This is a genomic window from Paratractidigestivibacter faecalis, assembly GCF_003416765.1.
In the GTDB taxonomy this organism is placed as follows: domain Bacteria; phylum Actinomycetota; class Coriobacteriia; order Coriobacteriales; family Atopobiaceae; genus Paratractidigestivibacter; species Paratractidigestivibacter faecalis.
In genome coordinates this window covers 327781-351319 of the sequence record NZ_QSNG01000001.1, presented here as the reverse complement: position 1 = coordinate 351319, position 23539 = coordinate 327781, and the positions used below count along the sequence as shown (strand labels likewise).

The 23539-nt window shown below is 65.4% G+C and carries 18 protein-coding genes; 1 reads left to right on the top strand and 17 read right to left on the bottom strand.

The window, feature by feature from the left end:
- Positions 1-27 precede the first annotated feature (27 nt).
- The 6 genes from arcC to DXV50_RS01420 all read right to left on the bottom strand — a co-directional run bounded on the left by arcC (position 28) and on the right by DXV50_RS01420 (position 7758).
- Positions 28-969 (bottom strand): carbamate kinase, encoded by a 942-nt coding sequence (gene arcC, locus DXV50_RS01445; RefSeq protein WP_117204450.1) that lies wholly within the window; start codon positions 967-969, stop codon positions 28-30.
- A 175-nt stretch (positions 970-1144) separates the two neighbouring features.
- Positions 1145-2344: a knotted carbamoyltransferase YgeW gene (gene ygeW / locus DXV50_RS01440; protein ID WP_117204449.1), complete on the bottom strand. Its 1200-nt coding sequence runs from the start codon at positions 2342-2344 to the stop codon at positions 1145-1147.
- A 79-nt stretch (positions 2345-2423) separates the two neighbouring features.
- Positions 2424-3809 carry a YgeY family selenium metabolism-linked hydrolase gene (locus DXV50_RS01435; protein WP_198666373.1) on the bottom strand — a complete coding sequence of 462 codons (1386 nt, stop codon included), beginning with the start codon at positions 3807-3809 and terminating at the stop codon, positions 2424-2426.
- Between the two features lie 116 nt (positions 3810-3925).
- Entirely contained in the window at positions 3926-5140 is a 1215-nt protein-coding gene (dpaL, locus tag DXV50_RS01430; RefSeq protein ID WP_117204448.1) for a diaminopropionate ammonia-lyase, read from the bottom strand.
- 370 nt (positions 5141-5510) lie between these two features.
- Positions 5511-6800 (bottom strand): amidohydrolase family protein, encoded by a 1290-nt coding sequence (locus DXV50_RS01425; protein ID WP_117204447.1) that lies wholly within the window; start codon positions 6798-6800, stop codon positions 5511-5513.
- 265 nt (positions 6801-7065) lie between these two features.
- Positions 7066-7758 carry a helix-turn-helix transcriptional regulator gene (locus DXV50_RS01420; RefSeq protein ID WP_117204446.1) on the bottom strand — a complete coding sequence of 231 codons (693 nt, stop codon included), beginning with the start codon at positions 7756-7758 and terminating at the stop codon, positions 7066-7068.
- 143 nt (positions 7759-7901) lie between these two features.
- Here DXV50_RS01420 and DXV50_RS01415 point away from each other — a divergent pair, with 143 nt between their 5' ends.
- The gene (locus DXV50_RS01415; protein WP_231996131.1) at positions 7902-8384 is read left to right on the top strand and encodes a hypothetical protein; all 483 of its coding nucleotides are present in this window, start codon (positions 7902-7904) and stop codon (positions 8382-8384) included.
- Positions 8385-8500: 116 nt separating this feature from the next.
- Here the strand turns inward: DXV50_RS01415 and xdhC are convergent, their stop codons facing one another.
- The 11 genes from xdhC to DXV50_RS01360 form a co-directional block, all read right to left on the bottom strand.
- Positions 8501-8989: a xanthine dehydrogenase subunit XdhC gene (xdhC, locus tag DXV50_RS01410; protein ID WP_117204445.1), complete on the bottom strand. Its 489-nt coding sequence runs from the start codon at positions 8987-8989 to the stop codon at positions 8501-8503.
- Positions 8989-9870: a xanthine dehydrogenase subunit XdhB gene (xdhB, locus tag DXV50_RS01405; protein WP_117204444.1), complete on the bottom strand. Its 882-nt coding sequence runs from the start codon at positions 9868-9870 to the stop codon at positions 8989-8991. Before xdhB ends, xdhC begins: the two co-directional genes overlap by 1 nt.
- The gene (gene xdhA, locus DXV50_RS01400) at positions 9871-12231 is read right to left on the bottom strand and encodes a xanthine dehydrogenase subunit XdhA (RefSeq protein WP_117204443.1); all 2361 of its coding nucleotides are present in this window, start codon (positions 12229-12231) and stop codon (positions 9871-9873) included.
- A 287-nt stretch (positions 12232-12518) separates the two neighbouring features.
- Positions 12519-13625, bottom strand: coding sequence for a BMP family lipoprotein (locus tag DXV50_RS01395; protein WP_117204442.1), 1107 nt, complete (start codon positions 13623-13625; stop codon positions 12519-12521).
- Positions 13626-13755: 130 nt separating this feature from the next.
- Entirely contained in the window at positions 13756-14790 is a 1035-nt protein-coding gene (locus DXV50_RS01390) for a BMP family ABC transporter substrate-binding protein (RefSeq protein ID WP_117204441.1), read from the bottom strand.
- Positions 14791-14917: 127 nt separating this feature from the next.
- The gene (locus DXV50_RS01385) at positions 14918-16024 is read right to left on the bottom strand and encodes a BMP family lipoprotein (RefSeq protein WP_117204440.1); all 1107 of its coding nucleotides are present in this window, start codon (positions 16022-16024) and stop codon (positions 14918-14920) included.
- Between the two features lie 136 nt (positions 16025-16160).
- Positions 16161-17093 carry an ABC transporter permease gene (locus DXV50_RS01380; protein WP_117204439.1) on the bottom strand — a complete coding sequence of 311 codons (933 nt, stop codon included), beginning with the start codon at positions 17091-17093 and terminating at the stop codon, positions 16161-16163.
- Positions 17093-18235 carry an ABC transporter permease gene (locus DXV50_RS01375; protein WP_232817418.1) on the bottom strand — a complete coding sequence of 381 codons (1143 nt, stop codon included), beginning with the start codon at positions 18233-18235 and terminating at the stop codon, positions 17093-17095. The genes DXV50_RS01380 and DXV50_RS01375 overlap by 1 nt, the downstream gene beginning before the upstream one ends.
- Positions 18236-18248: 13 nt before the next feature.
- Complete coding sequence (locus DXV50_RS01370; RefSeq protein ID WP_117204438.1) at positions 18249-19760, bottom strand: ABC transporter ATP-binding protein; 1512 nt, start codon at positions 19758-19760, stop codon at positions 18249-18251.
- A 361-nt stretch (positions 19761-20121) separates the two neighbouring features.
- Positions 20122-22899, bottom strand: a complete 2778-nt coding sequence (gene xdh / locus DXV50_RS01365; protein WP_117204437.1) for a selenium-dependent xanthine dehydrogenase — start codon at positions 22897-22899, stop codon at positions 20122-20124.
- Between the two features lie 15 nt (positions 22900-22914).
- Positions 22915-23445 (bottom strand): 4Fe-4S binding protein, encoded by a 531-nt coding sequence (locus DXV50_RS01360; RefSeq protein ID WP_117204436.1) that lies wholly within the window; start codon positions 23443-23445, stop codon positions 22915-22917.
- Between the last annotated feature and the right edge of the window lie 94 nt (positions 23446-23539).

Sequence of the window (23539 nt, the reverse complement as noted above, 5' to 3'; positions counted from 1 at the left end):
CCTTTCGATCAAACTGGCATGCAAACGCTACGCACGAACGATGGTACCCGTCTTGCCGGCGATTCCGTCGGCGGCGCGGTCAAGAAGCGTGATGAGCGCGCTGCGGCCGGGCTTGGACTCGGCAAACTTCACGGCAGCCTGGACCTTGGGCCGCATGGAGCCGGGGGCAAACTGGCCCTCGTCCACGTACTTGCCGGCAGTCTCGGGCGTGAGCTCGTCGAGCCACTGCTGGTCGGGCTTGCCAAAGTTGACGGCGACCTTCTCCACGGCGGTGAGGATCACGAGGTAGTCGGCGTCCAAGGACTCGGCCAAAAGCTCAGCGGCAAAGTCCTTGTCGATGACGGCAGCGGCGCCCTTGAGGTGGTGGTTGCCGGTGGGCAGCACCGGGATGCCGCCGCCACCGCAGGCGATGACCACGTGGTCGGCCGCGACGAGGGAGGAGATGGTGTCCAGCTCGACGATGCGGCGAGGCTTGGGGGAGGCAACGACGCGGCGGTAGCCGCGCCCGGAGTCCTCGACGAAGTCATAGCCGCGGTCGCGCTTGAGCTGCTCGGCCTCGTCCTCGGTCATGAAGGAGCCGATGGGCTTGGTGGGGTTCTGGAAGGCGGGGTCGGCGGGGTCGACCTCGACCTGCGTCAGGACGGTGGCGACGCCACGCGTGATGTTGCGGCGCTCCATCTCCTCACGCAGGGCGTTCTGCAGGTCGTAGCCAATGTAGCCCTGGCTCATGGCGCCGCAGACGGACAGCGGGCACGGAATGTACTTCTGAGGGTCGGAGCGGGTGAGCTCGGTCATGGCGTTGGCGATCATGCCCACCTGCGGGCCGTTGCCGTGGACGACGATGACCTCGTTGCCCTGCTCGATGAGGTCAACGATGGCGCGGGCGGTGTGCTGGACCGCCTCCATCTGCTCAGGAAGGTTCTTGCCGAGGGCGTTTCCGCCGAGGGCGATGACGATGCGCTTGCCCATGGGGCCATCTCTCCTCTCGCGCCAGCCTCCCCCGTGGCGGCGCTTTTACTTCAACAATTGATGTTCAGCGAGAAACACGTTCTTCTCGCCGGAAAAACACGCGGGCCCGCCCCTAAGCAAGAGCTTTTGGACGGGCCCGCGGAGCCATCTCTTTGGGCCCTAGGCCCCGTTGGAACTAGGCCTGGTACCAGCGAGCGGTGGCGCGCTCCTCGAGGGCCTTCAGCGTGGCGGCCGGATCGGCGACCTTCTGGAGGAACATCATGGCAGCAATGGCGTAGGGCTTGTAGCTGGCCTCCTTGTACATGCCGTCGCGGTGCATGTCAAAGACGTCAGCCATGACCTCGCCGTGCTCGCAGGAGACGCCGGAGATGTCGGCAGGCAGCGGGTGCATGAAGATGGTCTGCTGGCCCTTGGCGGTCTTGGCCATGAGCTCGGTCGTGGAGCACCAGTCCTTGTGGGTGGCGTTCTGGGCGAGCAGCTCCTTCTCAAGAGCGGCGATGCCGGCGTCGTCGCCCTCGGCGTACAGGTTGGTGCGCTTCTCCATGGCGGCGTAGGGAGCCCAGGACTTGGGGATGACGATGTCAGCGCCCTCGAAGGCCTCGGCCATGGTGCTGACCTGCTTGAAGGTGGTGCCGTTCTCGGCGGCGTAGCCCTTGGCGCGCTCGACGACCTCGGGCATGAGGTCGTAGCCCTCGGGGTGAGCCAGGGTCACGTCCATGCCAAAGCGTGGCAGCAGGGAGATGAGGGACTGCGGGCAGGACAGCGGCTTGCCGTAGGAGGGAGAGTAGGCCCAGGTGACGGCGACCTTCTTGCCCTTGAGGTTCTCCAGGCCACCGAACTCCTCGATGAGGTAGAGCATGTCGGCGGAGGACTGGGTGGGGTGGTCGGAGTCGGACTGCAGGGAGATCAGGGTCGGACGGTGATCGAGAACGCCGTCGTTGTAGGCCTGCTGCACGGACTCGGAGACCTCGGCCATGTAGGCGTCGCCCTTGCCGATGTACATGTCGTCGCGGATGCCGATGACGTCAGCCATGAAGGAGATCATGGTAGCGGTCTCGCGGACGGTCTCGCCGTGGGCGATCTGGGACTTCTTCTCGTCCAGGTCCTGAAGCTCGAGGCCGAGCAGGTTGGAGGCCTTGGAGAAGGAGAAGCGGGTGCGGGTGGAGTTGTCGCGGAAGAGCGACACAGCCAGGCCGGAGTCGAAGATCTTGGAGGAGATGTTGCGCTCGCGCAGGTTGCGCAGGGCAGCGGCGGTGGCGTAGAGGGCCTTCAGCTCGTCGGTGGTCTTGTCCCAGGTGTGCAGGAAGTCGCTGCCGTACATGCCCTTGAAGTCAAGGCCGTTCAGCACGTCGATGTACTGCTGGATCTCGCTCATGTTGTTCCTCTCCTTGTTGGAATTGCGGATGGTGCGGGACCCGCAGCCCGTGCGGGCCCCGCCAAACCTCATTGTGACGCTAGCGGATGTCGTTGTCCGTGAGCTCGGCACGATACGTGGTGGCGTTGCCGTCAGCCTGGGAGGGATCGTAGAGGTTGAGGGCGGCCACGTAGAGGGCGGCGCAGGTCGGCAGGTCCTGCTTGTAGGTCACCTCGTTGGGGGCGTGGGCCTGGGACTCGGCGCCGGGGCCAAAGCCGACGCAGGGGATGCCGTAGCGGCCCTGGATGGAGACGCAGTTAGTGGAGAAGGTCCACTTGTCGCACAGCGGGCGGCCGGCGCGCTTGTCCATGGACTTCTCGCAGCCGATGCGCTCGTCGCCGAAGAGGGCCTTGTGGGCGTCCACGAGGGCTTTGACGTGAGGAGCGGACTCCTTGTTGATCCACGTCGGGAAGTAGGCCTCGGTCTCGTAGACCTCGCCGGTCCAGGACGGACGGTCGTACATGTACATGGAGACCTTGACGTCGTCGCCGTACTTCTTGACGGACGGCAGGTTCTCGACCTCGGCCAGGCAGGACTTGTAGGTCTCGCCGGCGGTCATGCGGCGGTCGATGGAGATGGCGCAGGAGTCAGCGACGGCGCAGCGGGACGGGGAGGTGTAGAAGATCTGGGAGACGGTGCAGGTGCCGCGGCCCAGGAAGCGGGCGTCCTCGTAGTGCTCGGGGTTGTACTTGGGGTCGAGCATCTTGACGAGGCCCTTGATGTCGGTGGACTCGTCGCAGCCGTTGTTGTTGAGGGAGCGGACGTCGGCGATGATGTCAGCCATCTTGTAGATGGCGTTGTCGCCGCGCTCGGGAGCGGAGCCGTGGCAGGAGGTGCCGTGGACGTCAACGCGGATCTCCATGCGGCCGCGGTGGCCACGATAGATGCCGCCGTCGGTGGGCTCGGTGGAGATGACGAACTCGGGCTTGATGCCGTCGACGTTGTAGATGTACTGCCAGCACATGCCGTCGCAGTCCTCCTCCTGGACCGTGCCGACGACCATGACCTTGTAACCCTCGGGGATGAGGTCCATGTCCTTCATCATCTTGGCAGCGTAGGTGGCGGAGGCCATGCCGCCCTCCTGGTCGGAGCCGCCGCGGCCGCCGATCAGCTGGTCGTCCTCAAAGCCCTCGTAGGGGTCGAAGTCCCAGTTGTCGCGGTTGCCGATGCCCACGGTGTCGATGTGGGAGTCGATGGCGATGATCTTGTCGCCGTCGCCCATGAAGCCCATGACGTTGCCCAGGCCGTCAACCTTGACCTCGTCAAAGCCGAGCTTCTCCATCTCGGCCTTGATGCAGGCGACGACCTCGCCCTCCTCGCAGGACTCGGACGGGTGGGAGATCATGGCGCGCAGGAACGCGGTCATGTCCTTGCCATAGTCCTGGGCGGTCTTCTTGATGAGCTCGAAATCCAGATCCTTAGCCATTTTGTTGAACCTTTCTGTTCTCGATGGCCACTCTTACACACATTTTGGCATTACAGGCGGCACTATCCCAACTGCCTCTCCGGCGGCGAGAGGTTCTTGTCGCCCCCAGCAGGTAGCTAGCAGGTGGGGTACTCGCCCTCCCACACGATGCGGCGGTACTGCTCCGGGTCGGTGTCGCCCTCGGTGGAGAAGCACAGCACGGAGCTGGTCTTGTCCAGGCCGATGGCCTCCTTGAGCTCGGCGTACTCCGGGTCCATCATGAGGGTCTCGACGAGGCCCGTGGTGACGGCGCCGGACTCGCCGGAGATGACGCGCGGGTCGCCCTTCTCGGGGGCGCCGAGGGTGCGCATGCCGCGGGCGGTGACCCAGTCCGGGCAGGACACGAAGGCGGTCACGTGGTTGCGCAGGATGTCCCAGCCCAGGATGTTGGGCTCGCCGCAGCAGAGGCCGGCCATGATGGAGGGCATGTCGCCGTCGACGATGCGCGGCTCGCCGTCACCGGCAGCGGCGCCCTTGTAGAGGCAGGCGGCAGGGGCGCACTCGGCCACGACGAAGGTGGGCGGGTTGTCGGGGTAGAGGTTGGTGAAGTAGCCGACCACGGCGCCGGCGAGCGAGCCCACGCCAGCCTGCACGAAGACGTGCGTCGGGCGGTTGATGGCCATCTCGCGGAGCTGCTCGGCAGCCTCGGAGGCCATGGTGCCGTAGCCCTCCATGATCCAGGACGGGATCTTCTCGTAGCCCTCCCAGGCGGTGTCCTGGACGATGACGCCGCGCTCGCAGGCGTCGGCCTCGGCGGCCGCCATGCGGACGCACTCGTCGTAGTTGACCTCCTCGATGGTCACCGTGGCGCCCTCGGCGGCGATGTTGTCGAAGCGGGGCTTGGTGGAACCCTTGGGCATGTGCACGACGGCCTTCTGGCCGAGCTTGTTGGCGGCCCATGCCACGCCGCGGCCGTGGTTGCCGTCGGTGGCGGTGAAGAAGGTGGCCTGGCCAAAGTCGGAGGCGAGCTCGTCGGAGGTCAGGTAGTCGTAGGTGCAGTCGGCAACGTCCTTGCCGGTCTCGTCGGCAATGTAGTTGGCCATGGCGAAGGAGCCGCCCAGGACCTTGAACGCGTTGAGGCCAAAGCGGTAGCTCTCGTCCTTGACGCAGAGGTTGCCCAGACCCAGGCGAGCCGCCTGGCCGTCAAGACGGGCAAGCGGGGTCACGGAGTACTGGGGGAAGCTCTTGTGGAAAGCACGCGCCTTGGAAACGTTATCCAGGGACATGATGCCGAGGTGGGCATCATCGCTCTTGGGCATCTGGTTGATGGCCCACTGGATCTTCTCGCTCACTGAAGGACTCCCCTCCGCGCTTTCGCGCTATCCACCGCGTCTTTCTGACGCGGATTCGACTTTTTGTTTGAAAGCCAAACAAATCGTTTGTTACTCGATATATAAGCACACTTTTTGCCAGATTCAAGGGAGGATTTTAGGGGGCCTGACGGGCACCGGGTCCTGACCTGCGGACCCTTGTGGTTTGGCTTCCCCAAATGAAGGAGGCGTGTGCGCATATTCGGCGAACGGTCCTTCTCGACCGCTCACCGAGACCCCTTCCAAGGCCCCGACGGCCCCCCGACGGTCCCGCCCTCCCTTAAGAGTAGCGCCCGGCGAGAAGTGCGTGCTTCTCGCCGGGCGCATTGGCGCAGGGCCGGTCTTATGTTGCCTAGTCCAGGTCGATCTGCCTGCCGGCGACGAACTTGCGGGTGAGGTAGCCGCCCTCCTCCGCCAGGTAGACGTAGCGCTCCAGGCGCTCCCAGACGGTGAGGTCTCGCGGGGTGCGGATGGCGGAGTCATCAAGGACCAGGGCGTCGAGCTCGTAGCCCCCGGCGAAGGAGCCGACCTTGCCGAAGAAGGAGCCGCCGCCCATGGTGGCCATCCAGAAGGCCTCCTGCGTGGTGAGGGGCGAGAGCGACTGGTCGACCAGGCGCCAGCGCAGCTTGGAGACGGCCACGGCGTCGGCCATGCAGCGCCACATGGAGAGGTCGGCACCGCCGGCCACGTCGGTGGCCAGGCCCACGTTCATGCCGAGGTCGAGGTAGCGCCTGATGGGCGCGATACCGCTTGCCAGCTGGGCGTTTGACTGCGGGCAGTGGGCGACGTAGGTGCCCGTGCGGCGCAGCAGGTCCACCTCCTCGTCGGTGGAGTAGACGCAGTGGGCCATGATGGTCTTCTCGCCGAGGAGGCCGAAGTGGTCGTAGGCGTCGCCGTAGCAGGTGGACCAGGGGCAGAGCTCCTTGACCCAGCCGATCTCGGAGAGGTTCTCGGAGAGGTGGCTCTGGACGGGCAGGTCGTTCTGGTGGGCGATGTCGGCGAGCTCGGCCATGAGGCCGTCGGTCACGCTGGGCGTGAAGCGAGGCGTGATGATGGAGTGCGTGCGCTCGTAGCGGCCGGCGACTTCCGCCACCCACCCGCGGGTGGCCTCGGCGGACTCCTCGGAGCCCTCGACCAGGTTGTCGGGGCTGTTGCGGTCCATGTTGACCTTGCCGACGTAGGTGACCAGGCCCGTGGCCTCAAGGTCGTCCATGAGAAGCTCCGTTGCGGGCACGTGCAGCGTGCCGAAGACGACGGCGCGGGTGGTGGCGCTGTGGCGCAGGTCGTCCGCAAAGATCTCGTAGGCGTCGCCGGCGTAGGCGAGGTCCGCGTACTTGGACTCCTCGGGGAAGGTGTGGGTGTTCAGCCAGTCAAGGAGCTCCAGGTCCATGCCCAGGCCGCGGAAGGCGTACTGGGGCGCGTGGACGTGGATGTCGCTCATGCCGGGGACCACGAGCTGGCCGGTGCAGTCAATAAGGGGCAGGTCGGCGTAGCTCTGCGGGAGCTCGGCGAAGACGCCGGCGGACCTGCCGTCGACGCAGACCAGGTAGCCGTCCTGGGTGCAGGAGACCTCCTGCGGGCTCGTGCTGTAGCAGACGTCACCCTTGATGACGAAGGACTTGGAGTCGGTCTTGGAATCCATCTTGGAATCACTTCTCCCTATGCCGGGAACTGTGACGAGGCTTGGCGCGGCCGCGTCGGGCACGTAGATGCCGCAGAGCTCGCAGACGATGCCCAGTCTCGCCAGCGGTAGGAACGGTGGCGCAAGCGGCGGGCGTTTGTCGCGAGCTGTCGTTTTAGACGATATAGCTGGGTAAATACAACGCTGTGCAGACCAGTTGCCCCAGACGCGCCGCGGCGCCCGGGGCAACTTGGCGAGAAGAAATTATCGCCGTGACGCCAACGGCCTAGCCCTCCCGGCGGACCTTCTGGAGGTAGCGGTAGATGCTGGGCACCGAGACGTGCAGCTCGCAGGCCACGTCTGCCGCCGCGCCCTTGATGAGGAAAGCACCCGTCTCCTCGAGCTTGCGGACGACCTCCATGCGGCCGGCCTGGTCAAGCTCCGAGGGCGTCTTGCCCATGGAGGCCATGAGGGCGCGAACCTGCTCGACCACGCCGGCGTCGTTGCCGCCCAGGGACAGCGTCTCCACGCTGGAGGAGCTGTACGCGGCGCGGACGGCGTCCAGGTTGGCGTCGCGGTACTCCTCGGAGCCGCCATGGCGGTAGGCCTCCATAAAGACGTTGAGCGCGTCCTCCAGGGAGCGGAAGGGCTGCGGGTCAATGTTCACGCAGATCATGCCCACGACCTCGCCCTCGTCGCGGATGAAGTACGAGGAGCCCTGGAGCGGGCGGCCGTCAACGGTCTTGCAGACGTAGTCGGTCACAAAGTTGATGTTTGAGTCGCCGTACTCGCGCACGATGGCGCGGGCGAAGTCCGTTGCGGGCGCCCCGACGTTTCTGCCGGAGACGTGGCCGTTCACGATCTTGACCACAGAGTTCTCGGGCTCGGTGAGGTCGTGCAGGACGACCTCGGTAGCCGACCCCAGCGCCGCGCCGAGAAAGTCCACGAACGGCATGAGCGCCGCGATCTTGCTATTCATGCTCAACCCCTTGGGTGCTTGACGTTGTTCTCCCCTATTATATGGGCAGGAGGACGGCGCGGGCGCGCAGGCCCAACCGATGGAATCGGCGGCCGGGAAAGCCACCACGCGCGACAACGCGCCAACAAGCAAGGGAGAATAGCATGCTTGACATGATTCGCGCCGAAGAGGCAAGGCAGATCGCCGCGAGCGCAAACCCCGAGGAGGAGCACGCCGAGGCCGACACCCTGGCCGAGAACGCGATGGGCTGGGCCACGCGCAACGCGATGGCTCGTACCAACACGCGCGTGCGCATGTACGCCAAGTACGGCCGCACCTCGCTGGCGGTGAAGTTTGCCCCCGGCGAGCTGGACGGCAAGGGCACGGGCAACTCCTTCTACAACGATCTGCTGGCAAACAGCAACACGCAGGTGGCAGACGCCATCTGCGCCATCATCTACAACCGCGAGCAGAGCGTGATCTCCGACTACGAGACGGCGCGCCTGCTCAACACCTTCAGCGCCAAGGCCGCAAAGTTCGTGAACGACCTCACGCGCATGGGCTACGACGTCACCGTGGGCGACGAGGCCGCCAGCCGCCAGGGCGCCGCCCTCGACGACTCAACAATCATCGTGAGCTGGGCATAGCCGGAGGGCACCAGCGCCAACGCAGCGAGAAGGGCCCCTCCTTCCATGGCAAAGCTCTTTGCGAAGCGTAGCTTTGCATGGAAGGAGGGGCCCTTCTCGCGGTGGCCGGGAATGCCCTACTCGCCGACCTTCTCGTGGACTATCTCGATGGCCTTCTCGACGCCGTTGATCACGTTCTGGTAGCCGGTGCAGCGGCACAGGTGGCCAGAGAGGTTCTTGCGGATCTCGTCCCTCGTGAACGTCTTGCCCGAGTCGACCATCTCCATGGCGCTCATGATGATGCCCGGGATGCAGAAGCCGCACTGGACGGCAAACTCGTCGACAAACGCCTGCTGGACGGGGTTGAGCGTGCCGTCTGGGGCCTGTAGGCCCTCGACGGTCAGGATCTCCTTGCCCTGGGCCCAGTCGGTGAGGTACAGGCAGGTGTCAGTGGCCACGCCGTCGATGAGCACGGTGCAGGCGCCGCACTCGCCAACCTCGCAGCCGCGCTTGACGCTCGTGAGGCCGAGGCGGTTGCGCAGCGTGTCCAGCAGCGACTCGCGCGGGTCATAGCCCACCTGCACGGGCTTGCCGTTGACGGTGCACTTGAGGACCTTCATGTCCATTAGATATCAGCCCCTCCCCTGCGCGCCGCATAGATGAGGGAGCGCTTCGACATTTCCTTGATGAGCTGCAGGCGGAACTCCTTGGACGCACGCCAGGAGTCGCGCGGGTTGGTGCAGCCGGCCGCGAGCTCGCCGACCTTCTCGGCGGCCTCGGCCACGGGCAGGCCGCGCACGGCGTCCTCGGCGGCAAGCGCGCGCATGGGCGTGGGGCCAGCCACGCCAAAGGCCAGGCGGATGTCCTCGATGATGCTCTTGTCGGCCGCCAGCTTGACCAGGCAGCAGCAGCCCATGGTGGTGATCTCGAGGGCGTTGCGCTTGCCGTACTTGAAGTAGTGACCCGTGAAGCCCTCGTAGTGGCTGCGTGGGATGCGGATCTTGACGAGAAGCTCGTCGCGCTCCTTGTGGGAGCGGCCGGGGCCCGCGTACCACTCCTCGATGGGGATGGTGCGGGTGCCGCGGACGCTCGCCACGTCCAGGAGGGCGCCGTAGGCAAAGAGCGTGGAGGCGGAGTCGCCCGAGGTGGCCGCCGTGCAGACGTTGCCGCCGATGGTGCCCGAGACGCGCAGCTGCGGGCCGCCGGGCGTGTCGCAGGCGTCGCCCAGCGTGGGGACGGTGGCCTGGATCACGGGACTCGTGGTCACGTGGTGGAACCACGTGATGGGGCCGATCTCCACCGTGCCGTCTTCGGCGAGCGTGACGCCGTCGAGCTCGTCGTGCAGTTCGTGGATGGAGACCAGGTGGGCGGGGGCACCCTTGCCCTCGCGCAGCTTCACCAGCACGTCGGTGCCGCCGGCGATGACCTCGGCCGTGGGGTCGGCGGCCAGGGCGCGGCAGGCGTCGGCCACGCTCGTGGCCTCGTACAGAGACTCGATGTCGTACATCTAGATCAGCCCCGCTTCCTTGAAGCCCTCGAAGAGACGCTGGGGCGTCATGGGCTCGACGTAGAACTTGCAGCCAGTCGCATCCAGGATGGCGTCGCGGATGGCGGCCGCCGGGCTGATGGCCGGCGTCTCACCCACCGCCTTGTTGCCGTAGGGGCCCGTGGGGTCAGGCTTCTCGACGAAGTCCGCGGCCAGGTCAGGCAGGTCCATCATGGTCGGGATCTTGTAGTCAAGCAGCGTGGGGTTGAGCACGCGGCCGGTCTTGGGGTCAACCTGCAGCTCCTCGAAGAGGCCGTAGCCAATGCCCTGGGCCATGCCGCCGTGAATCTGCTGCTCCACCAGCTTGGGGTTGATGAGGCGGCCGGAGTCCTGGACGTTGATGATCTTGTTGACCGTCACCTTGCCCAGGGGCATGTCGACCGTGACGTCGGCGAAGGTGCAGCCGCCGGCGATGGCGTTGGTGTGAACGTTGATGGTCTCGCGCGCGTGGAGCTGGCAGGCGTGGTCCATGTTGTAGTAGGAGTCCAGACCCAGCGTTGCCAGGTCAACCACCTTGTGGCCCAGGGCGTCCAGCACCACGCCGTCCTCCAGCGTGAGCTCACCCTGCGCGTTGGGGTACACAAAGCGCGCGTAGTCCAGGATCTTCTTGCGCAGCGTCTCTCCGGCCTTCTTGACGGCCGTGCCGCTGACGTAGGTCTGGCGGGAGGCGTAGGCGCCCGTGTCGTAGGGCGTGACGTCGGTGTCCTGGAAGCTCACGATGTGGACGTCCTCGGTGCGCACGCCGATGGCCTCGGCAGCCATCTGCGAGAAGACCGTGTCGGCGCCCTGGCCGATCTCGGTGGCACCCATCTGCAGCTGGATGGTGCCGTCCTGGTTGAGCGTCACCGCGGCCGTGGCGGTCTCCAGCGCAAACGGCGCGACGGCCGTCTTGTACACGAAGAAGGAGACGCCCACGCCATGGCGGATGGGGCCGGTCTCGTTGGCGTACTCGCGCTTCTTCTTGTCCCACTCGATGTAGGCCTTGCCCTTCTCCACGCACTCCGGGATGGCGCACGTGTGGGCCGCGATGACGCCGCCCGGCGTGAACTCGTCGACGAACTGGTCGGTGTAGACGTTCTTGAGGCGGAACTCCACGCCGTCCCAGCCCATGTCGTAGGCGATGTCGCCCATGAGGCACTCGGCCGCCCAGTTGCCCTCGGGCACGCCGTAGGCGCGCATGGCGCCGGTGTGCGGGCCGTTGGTGTAGGCGGTGTACGCCTCGCAGCGAACGGCCTTCTCCTGGGTGTGGTAGAGCCAGCGGAAGGAGTTTACGGAGTTGAGGACAAGGGCGTGGCCGTGGTGGCCGTAGCCGCCCGTGTTGGAGTACGCGCAGATCTTGCGGGCATGGAGGTTCATGTCATCGTCCCAGGAGGCCTCGACGTCAAAGCTCTTGGGCTGGCGTCCCGAGGTGTCCCAGAACAGCTCCTCGCGGCTGATCTCCATGCGCACGCAGCGGCCGCCCACCATCTTGCAGACCCAGGCGTTGAGCGGCTCGTAGTGCACGTCTTGCTTGGTGCCAAAGCCTCCGCCGATGTAGGGCTTGATGACGCGCACGTCTCCCCAGGGGATGCCCAGCGCCTGGCCGATGACGCGGCGCACGACGTGCGGGATCTGCGTGGACGAGACGCACACAATCTTGTTGTTCTCCATGTAGCAGTAGGAGGTGCAGGTCTCGATGTGCACCTGGGACTGCTCGCGGCTCTCCATGTGGAGGCTCACGTGGTGGTAGGCCGGGTCGTTGATGGCGTCCTCCACGGAGGAGTAGCCGAGGGCGGCCAGCTTGTCGTCGGAGGTCACCGCGAGGGTGTGGGCCACCAGGTTGTCGGGCTTGCGGTCCTGCACGGGGTGCTCCGCGCCGCCCTCTGCGGCACCAAGGGCCAGGGACTCCTTGGGGTCGTAGACCACGGGCCACTCCTCGTACTCCACCTTGATGAGCTTGAGGGCGCGGTCGCATGCCACGGTGTCCTCGGCCACCACGACGCCGATGTTGTCGCCGTAGATGCGCACGCGGTCGTCCAGGAGCTTGCGGTCGGCGATGTCTCGGTGCGAGGCGTCGCGGTCCGCGTACCAGGGGTGGCCGCCCACCGGGTAGACGATGTCAGGCACGTCGAAGCACGTGAAGACGGCCACGACGCCCGGCACCTTGAGTGCCTCGCTCGTGTCCATGGAGACGACGCGTCCGTTGCCGATGGTGGAGTGCAGAATCTTTGCCTCCAGGCACGGCTTTGGGCACAGGTCGTCCGTGAACTTGGCACGGCCCGTGACCTTGTCGGCGGCGTCCACGCGCTTGATGGGACGGCCGACCTCCTTGAGCTTTTCCATACCCCCTCCTTAGGGAGAGCAGAACCACTTTGGCAATAAATTATTATCTAGCAAGTGACTCATGTCGCTCAGGATTCCGCGAGCGGACTGATTTTGCCCATGTATGCATCAAGATTCTTTAACTTATACCCTCTGAGCTGCCGTTATTCTATCTAAAATGCAACGCTACACGTCTCTTTGCCGTCCCTTATGCCCCACGGAGGCCCCTATAAACAAAGGGCGCCCCGCATGCGCGGGACGCCCTCTGGGGATGATGCGGATGGGGCCTTTGAGGGGGCCTGGCGGTCCTACAGGCCGCTCTTGATGGCGGCCACCTCGTCGTCGGTGATGAAGGTGTCGGCCTTGATCTGCTCGGTGTACTCCTCGACCTTGGACTGGACGTCAGCCGGGACCTTGTCGGAGAACTTGCCAAGATAGACGCCGCCGTTGTCGATGTTGGCCTCGATGACCTTGCCATCGCCGTAGGAGCCGGACTCGATGGCGTCCATGGCCTCGCCCATCATCCAGTTGGTGACGGTGGAGGTGATCACGCAGGGGTGGTCGGCGCCCACGCAGTCGATCGGCTGGGCGATGTTGAAGTGGCTGTCGGCGCCGGCGTTCTCGAGGGCCTGGCGCACGCCGCCGTCGACGGCGGAGGCATCGCACCACATGACGTCGACGTTGTCGGTGCCAATCCATGACTCGGTTAGCTTGACGCCCGCGGAGGCATCCGTGAAGCCGGCCTCGAAGTTGTAGACGCCCTTGACGGACGGGTTGACCTTCTGGGCGGCGGCAAGGTAGGCGGAGTACTTGGTGAGGGTCGTCGGGATCCTCATGCCCCCAACGAAGCCGATGCAGTTGCTGGCGGTCATGAGGCCGGCGACGACACCTGCGAGGGCGCCGGACTGCTTGAGGTTGACCTGGACGGTCTCGAGGTGAGACAGGTCCTCGTAGTCGGCGAGGTCGGTCTTGGGGTCGGTGTTGGTCATGAGGAAGTGCACGTCGGGGTGGCTCTCGGCGGCCTCGGTGACAACCTCGGCCCAGTCGGAGGCAAACTCGTTGCCGGCAGCGATGATGAGGTCGACGTCCTGGTCGACGTAGGACTGGGCGGCGGTGGCGGCGTCGGAGGCGGCGGTGTTCTCCTTGGGCTCAAGCATCTCCCACTTGGAGTGGCCCTCGCAGGCCTTCTTCAGGGACTCGTAGTGGCCCTGGCCCCAGCCGCCGTCGAGGGCGGGGCCGGAGATGACGATGGCGACCTTGTAGCTGGACTTCTCCTCGCTGCCGGAGGCGCTGGAGCTGGAGTCGGACGAAGAAGAACCGCCGCAGGCGGCCAGCGAGACGGCAGCGGCAGCGGCCATGGTGCCGGCGCCGAGCTTGATGGCGTCACGCCTCGTAACGTTCATGGAATCCCTCATTGTTTCTCCCCTTCTTGTCATGCCTTAGATAGCAAACCGGTCCCTGTTAGAACCAATGGGTTTGACTCTACCAACAACTGTTGCTTTGCCAAGAAGAACTCGGCAAACGGCAGCAAACGGTACGTAACTGCTAGAACTTGCCGTCCCTGATCTGGGAGACGTAGCCCTCGATCTTCTCCTTGACGTCATTGGGGACCTTGATCGAGAGCTCGCCCAGAAAGACGCCGCCGTTGTCGAGGTTTGCCTCGGTGACGTGGCCGCGGCCGTACTCCCCCGACTCGATGCGGTCCATGGCCTGGCCAATCATCCAGTCCACGACCGTGGAGGCAATGACCGTGGGCTGGCCGGAGCCGGCGATGTCCACGGGCTGCGCGATGTTGAAGTGGGAGTCCGCGCCAGCCTGCTCAAGAGCGCTGCGCACGCCGTTCTCGGCCGCAGAGGCATCGCCCCAGATGACGTCAACGCCGTCTCGGGCAATGAGCGTCGCCGCAACGGAGCGGCCCTGCGAGGCCTCGGTGTAGCCCGCGGTGTAGTCCGCAAAGCCCTCGACCGATGCGTTGACCTTCTTGGCGGCGGCAAGGTAGGCGTCGAACTTCTCCTTGGAGGAGGAGAGCTCCATGCCTGCCACGAAGCCGATCTTGTTGGTGCTCGTCATGAGGCCCGCAACGACGCCCGCGAGCTGCCCGAGCTGCACGTTGTCGGGAAGGACCGTCTCGAGGTTCTCGACGGAGTCGTACCCCGCAAGGTCGTCCGCGGAGACGTTAGTGAAGAGGAACTTCACCTCCGGGCGCTTCTTTGCGGCGTCGGCGACGACCTTCCTCAGTGAGTCGGGAAACTGCGTGCCGGCAGCGATGATGAGGTCGACCCCCTGATCCACATAGGACTGCGCCTCGTCGGCGGCCTCCGTGGGGGAGGCGTTCTCGCGTGGGTCGACGATCTTCCAGCCGGAGCGCTCGGCGCAGGCGGTCTTGAGCGACTCGTAGTGGCTCTGGCCCCAACCCCCGTCGTTTGCGGGACCGCTGAGGATGATCCCCGCCTTACGGGAAGACGTCTTGCCTCCCTCCTCGGCCGAGCCCGAGCATCCGGAGAGAGGCACTGCGGCCAGGGCGAGTCCCGCGCCAAGAATCCCCAGGGCCTGGCGCCTTGTGAGGTTGCTGTCTTCCATGGTCTTCCTTTCTGCGCAAACGGGCGGCCCCTAAAGAAAAGGGCGGAACGCCAAGACGCGCCCCGCCCCTGCTCACTCAAGCCGCCCAATGCCCGTCGCCCATACGGCGAGAAGGGCAAAGAACCTGCTAGAGGGTGCTCTTAATGGCGTTGACCTCGTCCTCGGTGACGAAGGTGCCGGCCTTGACCTGCTCGGCGTACTCCTCGATCTTGGACTTGATGTCCTCGGGGATCTTGGAGGAGAACTCGCCCAGGGAGACGCCACCGTTGTCCATGTTGGCGGTGATGGCCTTGCCGCCGCCGAAGGTGCCGGCCACAATCTCGTCCATGGCCTGGTCGATCTTCCAGTCGGTAATCGTGGAGGTCACAACCGTGGGCTGGGAGTCGCCCATGATGTCAATCGGCTGGGCGATGTCGAAGTGGGAGTCGGCGCCGGCGTTCTCGAGGGCCTTGCGCACGCCGTTGTCGACTGCGGAGGCGTCGCCCCACATGACGTCGACGTTGTTGGTGTTGATCCACTGCTCGGCGAGCTTGGTGCCCAGGGAGGCGTCGGTGAAGCCGGCCTCAAAGTTGTACTGGCCCTTGATGGAGGGGTCGATCTTCTGCGCGGCGGCGAGGTAGGCGGAGTACTTGTTGATGGTGCTCGGGAGCTTCATGCCGCCGATGAAGCCGATGGACTTGTTCTGGGTCATGAGGCCAGCGACGACACCGGCGAGGGCGCCCAGCTGCGTGAAGTCGGGAAGGACGGTCTCGACGTTGTCGGTGTTCTCGTAGTCGCCCATCTCGGACTCGGGGTCGGTGTTGGTGATGAGGAAGTGGACGTTGGGGTGGCTCTGGGCGGCGTCGGCGATGACCTCGGCCCACGCGGAGGCGAACTGGTTGCCGTTGCCGACGATGAGGTCGACGTCCTGGTCGATGTAGGACTCGGCGGCGGTGGCGGCGTCGGCGTCGGCGGTGTTCTCCTTGGGCTCGAGCATCTCCCAATCGGCGTGCTTTTCGCAGGCGCGCTTGAGAGACTCGTAGTGGCCCTGGTCCCAGCCGCCGTCGGTGATGATGCCGGACATGATCATGGCGACCTTGTAGCCGGACTTCTTCTCGCCGCCATCGGAGGTGCCGGCGTCGGACTTGCCGGAGTCGGAGGACCCGCCGCAGCCGGCGAGTGTGAGGGCCGCAGTTGCCGCGGTGAGACCGCTGGCGGTGATGAATTGACGACGATCGAGGTTGAACTTGGACATGATGCCTTCCCTTCTTCTTGCGGGCCCGGGTGGGCCCGCACTCCCAAAAGTTAGAACTCTCCCACCCCGAGGGGTGGGCCATGCCTATGTCTACGCAGGGACGAGGGTTGCCGAACAGGCCCTGCGAAGATCCCCCTTAACGGGACTCGCGGAAATACGGCTTGCCGTTTGCCTTGGGGCCAGCGTGCTTGGAGCCAAAGAACAGCAGGGCGATGATCGTGAAGACGTACGGGATCATCTTGAAGAACATGACCGGCGCCGCCTGGAAGGAGGCCTGCAGGGCCACGTTGAGGCCGTCGAAGAAGCCAAAGAGCAGGCTCGCGAGCATGACGCCGACCGCGCTCCAGCGACCGAAGATGACCGTCGCCAGGGCGATGAAGCCGCGGCCCATCACGATGCCGTCCGTGTAAATCGGAGTGTAGCAGATGGTGAGGAACGCGCCGCCGGCGGCCGCAAGGGCGCCGCAGATGATGCAGGCGATGTACTTCACGCGCACGACGTTGATGCCCAGGGTCTCGGCAGCCTGCGGGTTCTCGCCCACAGAGCGGAAGGACAGGCCGGCGCGGAAGCGCTTGAAGAAGAACGAGACGCACGGGACGAGCAGGAACGCGAGGTAGGCAAGGGGCGTCTGGTTGAAGAGGCCGTTGCCCACGACGGGCAGGTCAGACAGGCCGGGGATGGCCAGGCTCGCCATCTGGGCGCCCGTTGCGTTCTCGGGGTTGGCGCCAACGAAGAGGTTGTAGCCAAAGAGCGCGATGGCGGGGGCCAGGATGTTGATCGCCATGCTCGTGACCACGTGGTCGGAGCAGAGCGTGACCGTGCAGAATGCGTAGATGAGGTTCACGACCACGCCGGCGAGCATGCCCGCCAGAAGGCCGATCCAGAGGTTGCCCGTGACCTTGCCCACGGCAAAGGCGACGAACGCGCCCACGGCCATGATGCCCTCGAGGCCGATGTTGACGAGGCCGGCCTTCTCGGAAAAGACCTCGCCCAGAGCCGCGAGGAGGATGGGCACGGCGCCCATGGCCATCGCCTTGACGATGGTGGGAAGTGCGACCATGAAGTCCATTACGCGGTCACCTCAGCTTTCTTGTTCTTGTTGCTCAGGGAGGCGATAAAGGCCTTCACCTTGGGGAGCTTGACCATGGCCATGCCTGCCACGGCGAAGATGATGATCAGGCCGCGGATGATGTCGACGATGGCCGTGGGGACGCCGATGACGGACTGCATCATCGTCCCGCCGGTGGAAAGGATGCCGAAGAGCAGGGCGACCACGATGGAGGCGATCGGGTTCAGCTGCGCGATGAGCGCGATGGCCACGCCGTCGAAGCCAAAGCCGGAGCCAAAGCCGTCGGCCAGGCGGAAGGGGGTCTTGCCCAGAAGCTCGGCCGCGCCGCCCAGGCCCGCAATGGCGCCGGAGATGACGAAGGCGGCCAGCATGAGGAAGCGAACCGGGAAGCCGTTGACCTTGGAGGCGGTGGGGCTCATGCCCACGGCGCGGATCTTGAAGCCAAAGCTCGTGCGGAAGATGACGTACCACAGGATGACGCCGAGGGCGATCGCGATGATGACGCCCGCGTGCGCGGTGCCGACGTCCATGAGGTGCGAGGCCTTGGGCATCGCGAGGGTCTTGGGCAGGCCCTGGTCGGAGAAGACGTTCTTGAAGATGTACTCCATGAAGTACAGGGCGACGTAGTTGAGCATGATCGTGGTGATCATCTCGTTGAGCCCTCGGGTGATCTTCATGATGCCCGGGAGGAGCGCCCAGATGCCGCCAACGATGATGCCGGCGAGAAGGCCCAGGAGCAGGGCCGGGAAGCCGTCGAGGCCGAGGCCCAGAATGACCGTGGCGGTCGCACAGGCGCCCATGATGAACTGGCCCTCGCCGCCGAGGTTGAAGACGCCGCACTTGTACGCGAAGACGGCCGCCAGCGACGTGAAGATGAGCGGGCACGCGCGCTCGAGCGTCTTGCCCAGCTTGCCTGCGTCGCCCAGGGCGCCGGAGATCATGGCACCGTAGCCCTCGATGGGGCTCTTGCCCAGGCACGCGATGATGATCGCGCCCACGATGAGCGCCAAGAGCACGGAGACGATCGGCGTAACAACCATCAGGGTCTTCTCGCGCTGCTGCTCGGAATACATGCCGGCGCGCCGCTGGCGCTTGGACTCCTTGTTGCCGTCGTCAGCCTTCTGGTTCTTAATGTCTGCCACTGTTCCTCCCCTCCTACTTTCCTGCCATGGCGAGAGAGATCTCCTTGATGGGAGGGTTCTCGCCGGGGTACGTGCCCATGACCTGGCCCTCGAAGAGGACCGTGATGCGGTCGGAGAGCTTCAGCACCTCGTCGAAGTCGGCGGAGATGAGAAGGACCGCGCACCCAGCGTCGCGCTGGGCGATGATCTGGTTGTGGATGAACTCCGTGGCTCCAATGTCCAGGCCACGCGTGGGGTAGACCGCCACGAGGAGCTTTGGGTGGGAGTCGAGCTCACGGGCGAGGATGACCTTCTGCTGGTTGCCGCCGGACAGCGAGCGCGCCGTCTGGTTGACGGACGTGCAGCGGATGTCGTTCTCCTCACGCAGGCGCTCGGCGTAGTCGTTAATGGCGCCGAGCTTGAGCCACGCGCCGTGGCCGGTCGAGAAGCGGTCGGACGCGGTCTGCTTGAGCACGAGGTTCTCGGCGATGGTCATGTCGCCCACGAGGCCCATCTTGTTGCGGTCCTCGGGGATGTTGCCTAGGCCGGTCTCGATGAAGGCAGAGGGGCTGAAGAGCGCGATCTTGTTGCCGTCGGGGCCGATGACCTCGCCGCTCTCGGGCTTGATGAGGCCGGTCACCAGGGAGGCGAGCTCGGACTGACCGTTGCCGTCGATGCCCGCGACGCCCAGAATCTCCCCCTTGTGGATGGTGAGCGAGACGTCCTTGAGGCCGCCGTGCTTAATCTGCGGGTGGTAGGAGACGCCCTTGAGCTCGAAGGCCTTCTCGGAAGCACCCGTGACCTTCTGGTAGGTGCTCTCGACAAACTTCTGGCCGATCATGAGGTCGGCGAGCTGCTGCTCGGTGGTGTCTGACACCTTGACCGTCTTGACCGACTTGCCGCGGCGAAGAACCGTGACGTAGTCGGAGATGCGCATGACCTCGCGCATCTTGTGCGAGATGAAGATAATCGACTTACCCTCGTCGGTAAGGGAGCGCATGACGTCGAATAGGCCCTCGACCTCGATGTCGGTGAGGACGGCGGTGGGCTCGTCGAGAATGACGAGGTCCGCGCCGCGGAAGAGCACCTTCATGATCTCCACGCGCTGCTGCATGCCGATGGACATCTCGCCGACCTTCTCGTCAAGGTCGATTTCCATGCCGTAGCGCTCCATGAGCTCCTCGACCGTCTTGCGGTCGTCGGCCACCTGGAGCAGCGGCGACTTGTGGCGCTTGTCTCCCAGGATGATGTTCTCGAGACCCGTCATGTCCTCAATCAGCATGAAGTGCTGGTGTACCATGCCGATGCCGTGCTCGACGGCAACGCCGGGGCTCGTGACGTGCACCTCCTGGCCGCGCATGAAAATCTTGCCCTCGGTCGGCTGATACAGGCCGATAAGGACGTTCATGAGCGTTGACTTGCCAGCGCCGTTCTCGCCCAGTAGGGTGTGGACCTCTCCCTCATTGACCGTGAGGTTCACGTCCTGGTTGGCGTAAAACGAGCCAAAGCACTTGCTGACGTTTTCCATCCTCAGCAGTTCTGACACGTCATCCTCCTCTCCTCTCAGCTGACCGTGCGTCGTCCGCACGTCTAACCGTATGTACTGAGGATAACCTTCGAAGGAATCCAGCCCATTTACGAAATTTTGCGGTTGTATTAATCAAACTTCTTGATAGGTTGACTATTTTTTTGTCAACACACGTTGAAGGGGGTATTTTGGTCACGCAATTAGCCCTCTGACCTGCGTTATTCTCGGTTTTGAGCAACGCTATTTCGGCCAGCGGCACGGCGAACGGTAGATGCCTTCCCGCTGCATATAAAGGGCCCGCCCCGGCGAGAAGACCAAGGCGGGCCCAAAAGTCGATGGGAATGAGATAAAGGGACTGTCCCTTTGCCGCATCTGCCAGCTAGTCGCGGTGGGCGCGGTGGCTGTAGTAGGTGTCGGACAGGGGCAGGCTGCGGCGGAGCTTGCCGTCCCACGCGTGGTAGGCGTTCTGCACGGCCGGGGCGGTGGGGATCGTCGCGATCTCTCCGATGCCCTTGCCGCCGTAGGCCACGGGCAGCTGCTCGTCCTTCTCGACGTAGATGGCGTGGATCTGCGGGATGTCGGTGGCGCGGAACAGGCCCAGGGTGCCGTACTTGACCTGCGGCACGCCGTCCTTGAGCGGCCAGTCCTCGGTGAGCGCGTAGCCCATGCCCATGAGCACGCCGCCCTCGATCTGGCCCTGGATGGCGATGGGGTTGATGACGCGGCCGGAGTCGTGCGCGGCGTAGACCTCGGAGACCTTGCCCTCGTCGTCCAGGATGACCACGTGCGTGGCAAAGCCGTAGCAGATGTGGCTCTTGGGGTTGGGCACGTCGGCGCCCAGCTTGTCGGTGGGCTCCAGGTACTCGTAGTAGAACTCGTGGCCCTCGAGCGCCGCGAGCGCGGCCACGGGATCGGCCGGGTGGACGGCGTGGCCGGGCGTGAGCTGCTCGGCTGGGACCTCGAAGACGGTGCCGTCGGCGTAGGTGTGGGTGGCGCCGTCGCCCTTGGCGCTCACGCGCTCCTCAGGCACGGCCTCCCCCCTCTCGACCTTGAGCATGGCGTCGCGCAGCAGGAAGGCGGCGCCGCGGACGGCCTCGCCGGTGACGACGGTCTGGCGCGAGCCAGAGGTGGTGCCGGAGTCGGGGGCGGCCTCGGTGGAGCACTCGCCGTTGCCGATGCGGGACAGCGGCAGCCCGCAGGCCTCGGCCACGTCCTGGCAGAAGACGGTGTTGCAGCCCTGGCCGATGTCGGAGGTGGCGGCGTAGATGACGGCGCGACCGTCCTCCACGCGGATGTTGCAGCGGCCGGCGTCGGGCAGGCCCACGCCCACGCCCGCGTTCTTCATGGAGCAGGCGATGCCCGCGTGGCCCGGGTTGGCGTAGTAGACGTCCTTCACGGCCTCGAGGGTCTCCTTGAGGGCCGTGGAGCAGTCCGCGATCTGGCCGTTGGGCAACACCTCGCCCGGCTCGATGGCGTTCTTGTAGCGGATCTCCCACGGGTCGAGGCCCGCCTCCTCGGCAAGGACGTCGATAAGGGACTCCAGGGCAAACTCGGACTGGCACACGCCAAAGCCGCGGAAGGCACCCGCGGGCGGGTTGTTGGTGTAGTAGCCGTAGCCGCGGATGTCGGTGTTCTGGTACTTGTAGGGGCCCACGGAGTGCGTGCAGGCGCGCTCCAGGACGGGTCCGCACAGGGAGGCGTAGGCGCCCGTGTCGAAGTTGATCTCGCAGTTCAGGCCGACGAAGTTGCCCTCCTCGTCGCAGCCCAGGGTGAAGGTGCCCTCCATGTAGTGGCGCTTGGGGTGGAAGTTGAGCGACTCCTGGCGAGAGAAGCGGCACTTCACCGTGCGGCCGTACTTGTACGCCGCGAGCGCCGCCAGGTGCTGGCAGGAGACGTCCTCCTTGCCGCCGAAGCCGCCGCCCACGAGCATGGTCTGGACGACGACGCGCTCGGGCTCGCCGTCCCAGCCAAACATGTGCGCGCACTCCTTGCGCGTGTCGTAGGCGCCCTGGTCGGTGGACATGATCTTCACGCCGTTCTTGTACGGCATGGCCACGCAGCACTCGGGCTCCAGGAAGGCGTGCTCGGTGAAGGGCGTGGTGAAGGTGCGGGTGACCCTGTGGGCGGCGTTTGCCAGGGCGGTCTTGGCGTCGCCGCGTGTGACGTGACGGCTCTGGCAGACGTTGTCCTTGAGCTGGACCGTGTTGCCAAAGGCGAAGAAGCTGTCGTGGATGCGCGGGGCGCCCTCGGCGCGGGCCTCCTCGATGTTGCGGACGGGCTCGAGCTCCTCCCAGGTGACCTTGACGGCCTTCTTGGCCTTCTCCAGAATCTCGGGCGTCTCGGCAACCACCAGGCAGACGGCGTCGCCAATGCAGCGGGTGACGTCGCCCTCGGCGATCATGACGTCCCAGTCCTGGATGAGGTGGCCCACCTGGTTGTGGGGCACGTCGGCGGCCGTGAGCACGCCGATGACGCCCTCCATGGCCTCGGCCTTGGAGGAGTCGATCTTGACCACGCGGGCGCGGGCGTACTTGGAGCGCACGGCCGAGGCGTAGCACATGTCTGGGTAGTCCTTCTCGGTGATGTCGTCCGGGTACTGGCCAAAGCCCAGGACCTTCTTGCGGGCGTCCACGCGGAAGATCTGCTTGCCCACGCCGTAGTCGTCGCCGCGCTCCTCGGCCGGGTCGATCTTCTCGTCGCCACGCAGGATGGCGGCGGCGAGCTTGATGGCCACCAGGATGCGCTTGTAGCCGGTGCAGCGGCAGACGTTGCCGCGGATGGCCTCGGCGATCTGGGGGGCCGTCGGGTCGGGGTTGCGGCGGCACAGGGCGGCGCCGGCCATGACCATGCCCGGGATGCAGAAGCCGCACTGGACGGCTCCGGAGACGCCGAAGGCGTAGACGAAGGCCTCCTGCTCCTCGTGCGTCAGGCCCTCGCAGGTGGTGATGGCGTGGCCCTGGGCCAGCTTGGTGGTGAGGACGCAGGCCTTCACGGCGCGGTCGTCGACCATGATGGTGCAGGTGCCGCAGGCGCCCTCTGAGCAGCCGTCCTTGGCGCTCGTGATCTTGAGGTCGTCCCTGAGGTAGCGCAGGAGCGGCTTGTTCTGGGTGGTGACGTGCTCCTGCCCGTTGATGTTGAGGACGTACTCCTCTGCCATGTGAACGCCTCCCTCCTAGCTCTGGGCCACGATGCCCCAGGCGTCGCGGATGACGCCGCGGGGGCACTTGGTAGCGCACATGCCACAGGCGATGCACGCGGAATAGTCAATGACGGCGTGGTTGTCCACCACGTGGATGGCGTCTGCCGGGCAGGCCCTCTCGCATGCGCCGCAGGCGATGCAGGAGAGCTCGCACACCTTGCGGGCAACCGGGCCCCTCTCGGTGTTGGAACAGCGCGCCGTGATGTTGAAGCTCGGGTCGACCATGTGGATAACGTCCTGCGGGCAGGCCTTGGCGCACAGGCCGCAGCCAATGCAGGCGTCTTGGTCCACGTGGGCCACGCCCCGCTCGTTCAGGCTGATGGCCCCCTTGCGGCAGGCGTTGACGCAGGCCTGGCAGCCAACGCAGCCCTGCTCGCAGCCGTGGAGCTCGCAGTTGCCGTTGCACAGGACGACGGCCACGGGCCTGGGCTTGCGGGGCCTCTTGGCGGCGCCGGGCTTCTGGGGAGCCTTCCTCTGCGCGTACTTCTCTTCGTCGTCGGCCATCTTGGCCCTTTCACTCGTTAACACAAAACGGAACAACGCTCGCACGGAGAAACGATACGAAGGAGCCTCCCCCCTCGTATCACCGCACGGGTGC

What these genes read in the sequence shown, in the direction of transcription:
- xdhC (WP_117204445.1), bottom strand. Translation starts at nt 8,989, where the DNA reads ATGGACATGAAGGTCCTCAAGTGCACCGTCAACGGCAAGCCCGTGCAG.
- DXV50_RS01420 (WP_117204446.1), bottom strand. Translation starts at nt 7,758, where the DNA reads ATGAATAGCAAGATCGCGGCGCTCATGCCGTTCGTGGACTTTCTCGGC.
- arcC (WP_117204450.1), bottom strand. Translation starts at nt 969, where the DNA reads ATGGGCAAGCGCATCGTCATCGCCCTCGGCGGAAACGCCCTCGGCAAG.
- DXV50_RS01415 (WP_231996131.1), top strand. Translation starts at nt 7,902, where the DNA reads ATGCTTGACATGATTCGCGCCGAAGAGGCAAGGCAGATCGCCGCGAGC.
- xdhB (WP_117204444.1), bottom strand. Translation starts at nt 9,870, where the DNA reads ATGTACGACATCGAGTCTCTGTACGAGGCCACGAGCGTGGCCGACGCC.
- DXV50_RS01385 (WP_117204440.1), bottom strand. Translation starts at nt 16,024, where the DNA reads ATGTCCAAGTTCAACCTCGATCGTCGTCAATTCATCACCGCCAGCGGT.
- xdhA (WP_117204443.1), bottom strand. Translation starts at nt 12,231, where the DNA reads ATGGAAAAGCTCAAGGAGGTCGGCCGTCCCATCAAGCGCGTGGACGCC.
- DXV50_RS01425 (WP_117204447.1), bottom strand. Translation starts at nt 6,800, where the DNA reads ATGGATTCCAAGACCGACTCCAAGTCCTTCGTCATCAAGGGTGACGTC.
- DXV50_RS01435 (WP_198666373.1), bottom strand. Translation starts at nt 3,809, where the DNA reads ATGGCTAAGGATCTGGATTTCGAGCTCATCAAGAAGACCGCCCAGGAC.
- DXV50_RS01390 (WP_117204441.1), bottom strand. Translation starts at nt 14,790, where the DNA reads ATGGAAGACAGCAACCTCACAAGGCGCCAGGCCCTGGGGATTCTTGGC.
- DXV50_RS01380 (WP_117204439.1), bottom strand. Translation starts at nt 17,093, where the DNA reads ATGGACTTCATGGTCGCACTTCCCACCATCGTCAAGGCGATGGCCATG.
- ygeW (WP_117204449.1), bottom strand. Translation starts at nt 2,344, where the DNA reads ATGAGCGAGATCCAGCAGTACATCGACGTGCTGAACGGCCTTGACTTC.
- xdh (WP_117204437.1), bottom strand. Translation starts at nt 22,899, where the DNA reads ATGGCAGAGGAGTACGTCCTCAACATCAACGGGCAGGAGCACGTCACC.
- DXV50_RS01360 (WP_117204436.1), bottom strand. Translation starts at nt 23,445, where the DNA reads ATGGCCGACGACGAAGAGAAGTACGCGCAGAGGAAGGCTCCCCAGAAG.
- DXV50_RS01395 (WP_117204442.1), bottom strand. Translation starts at nt 13,625, where the DNA reads ATGAGGGATTCCATGAACGTTACGAGGCGTGACGCCATCAAGCTCGGC.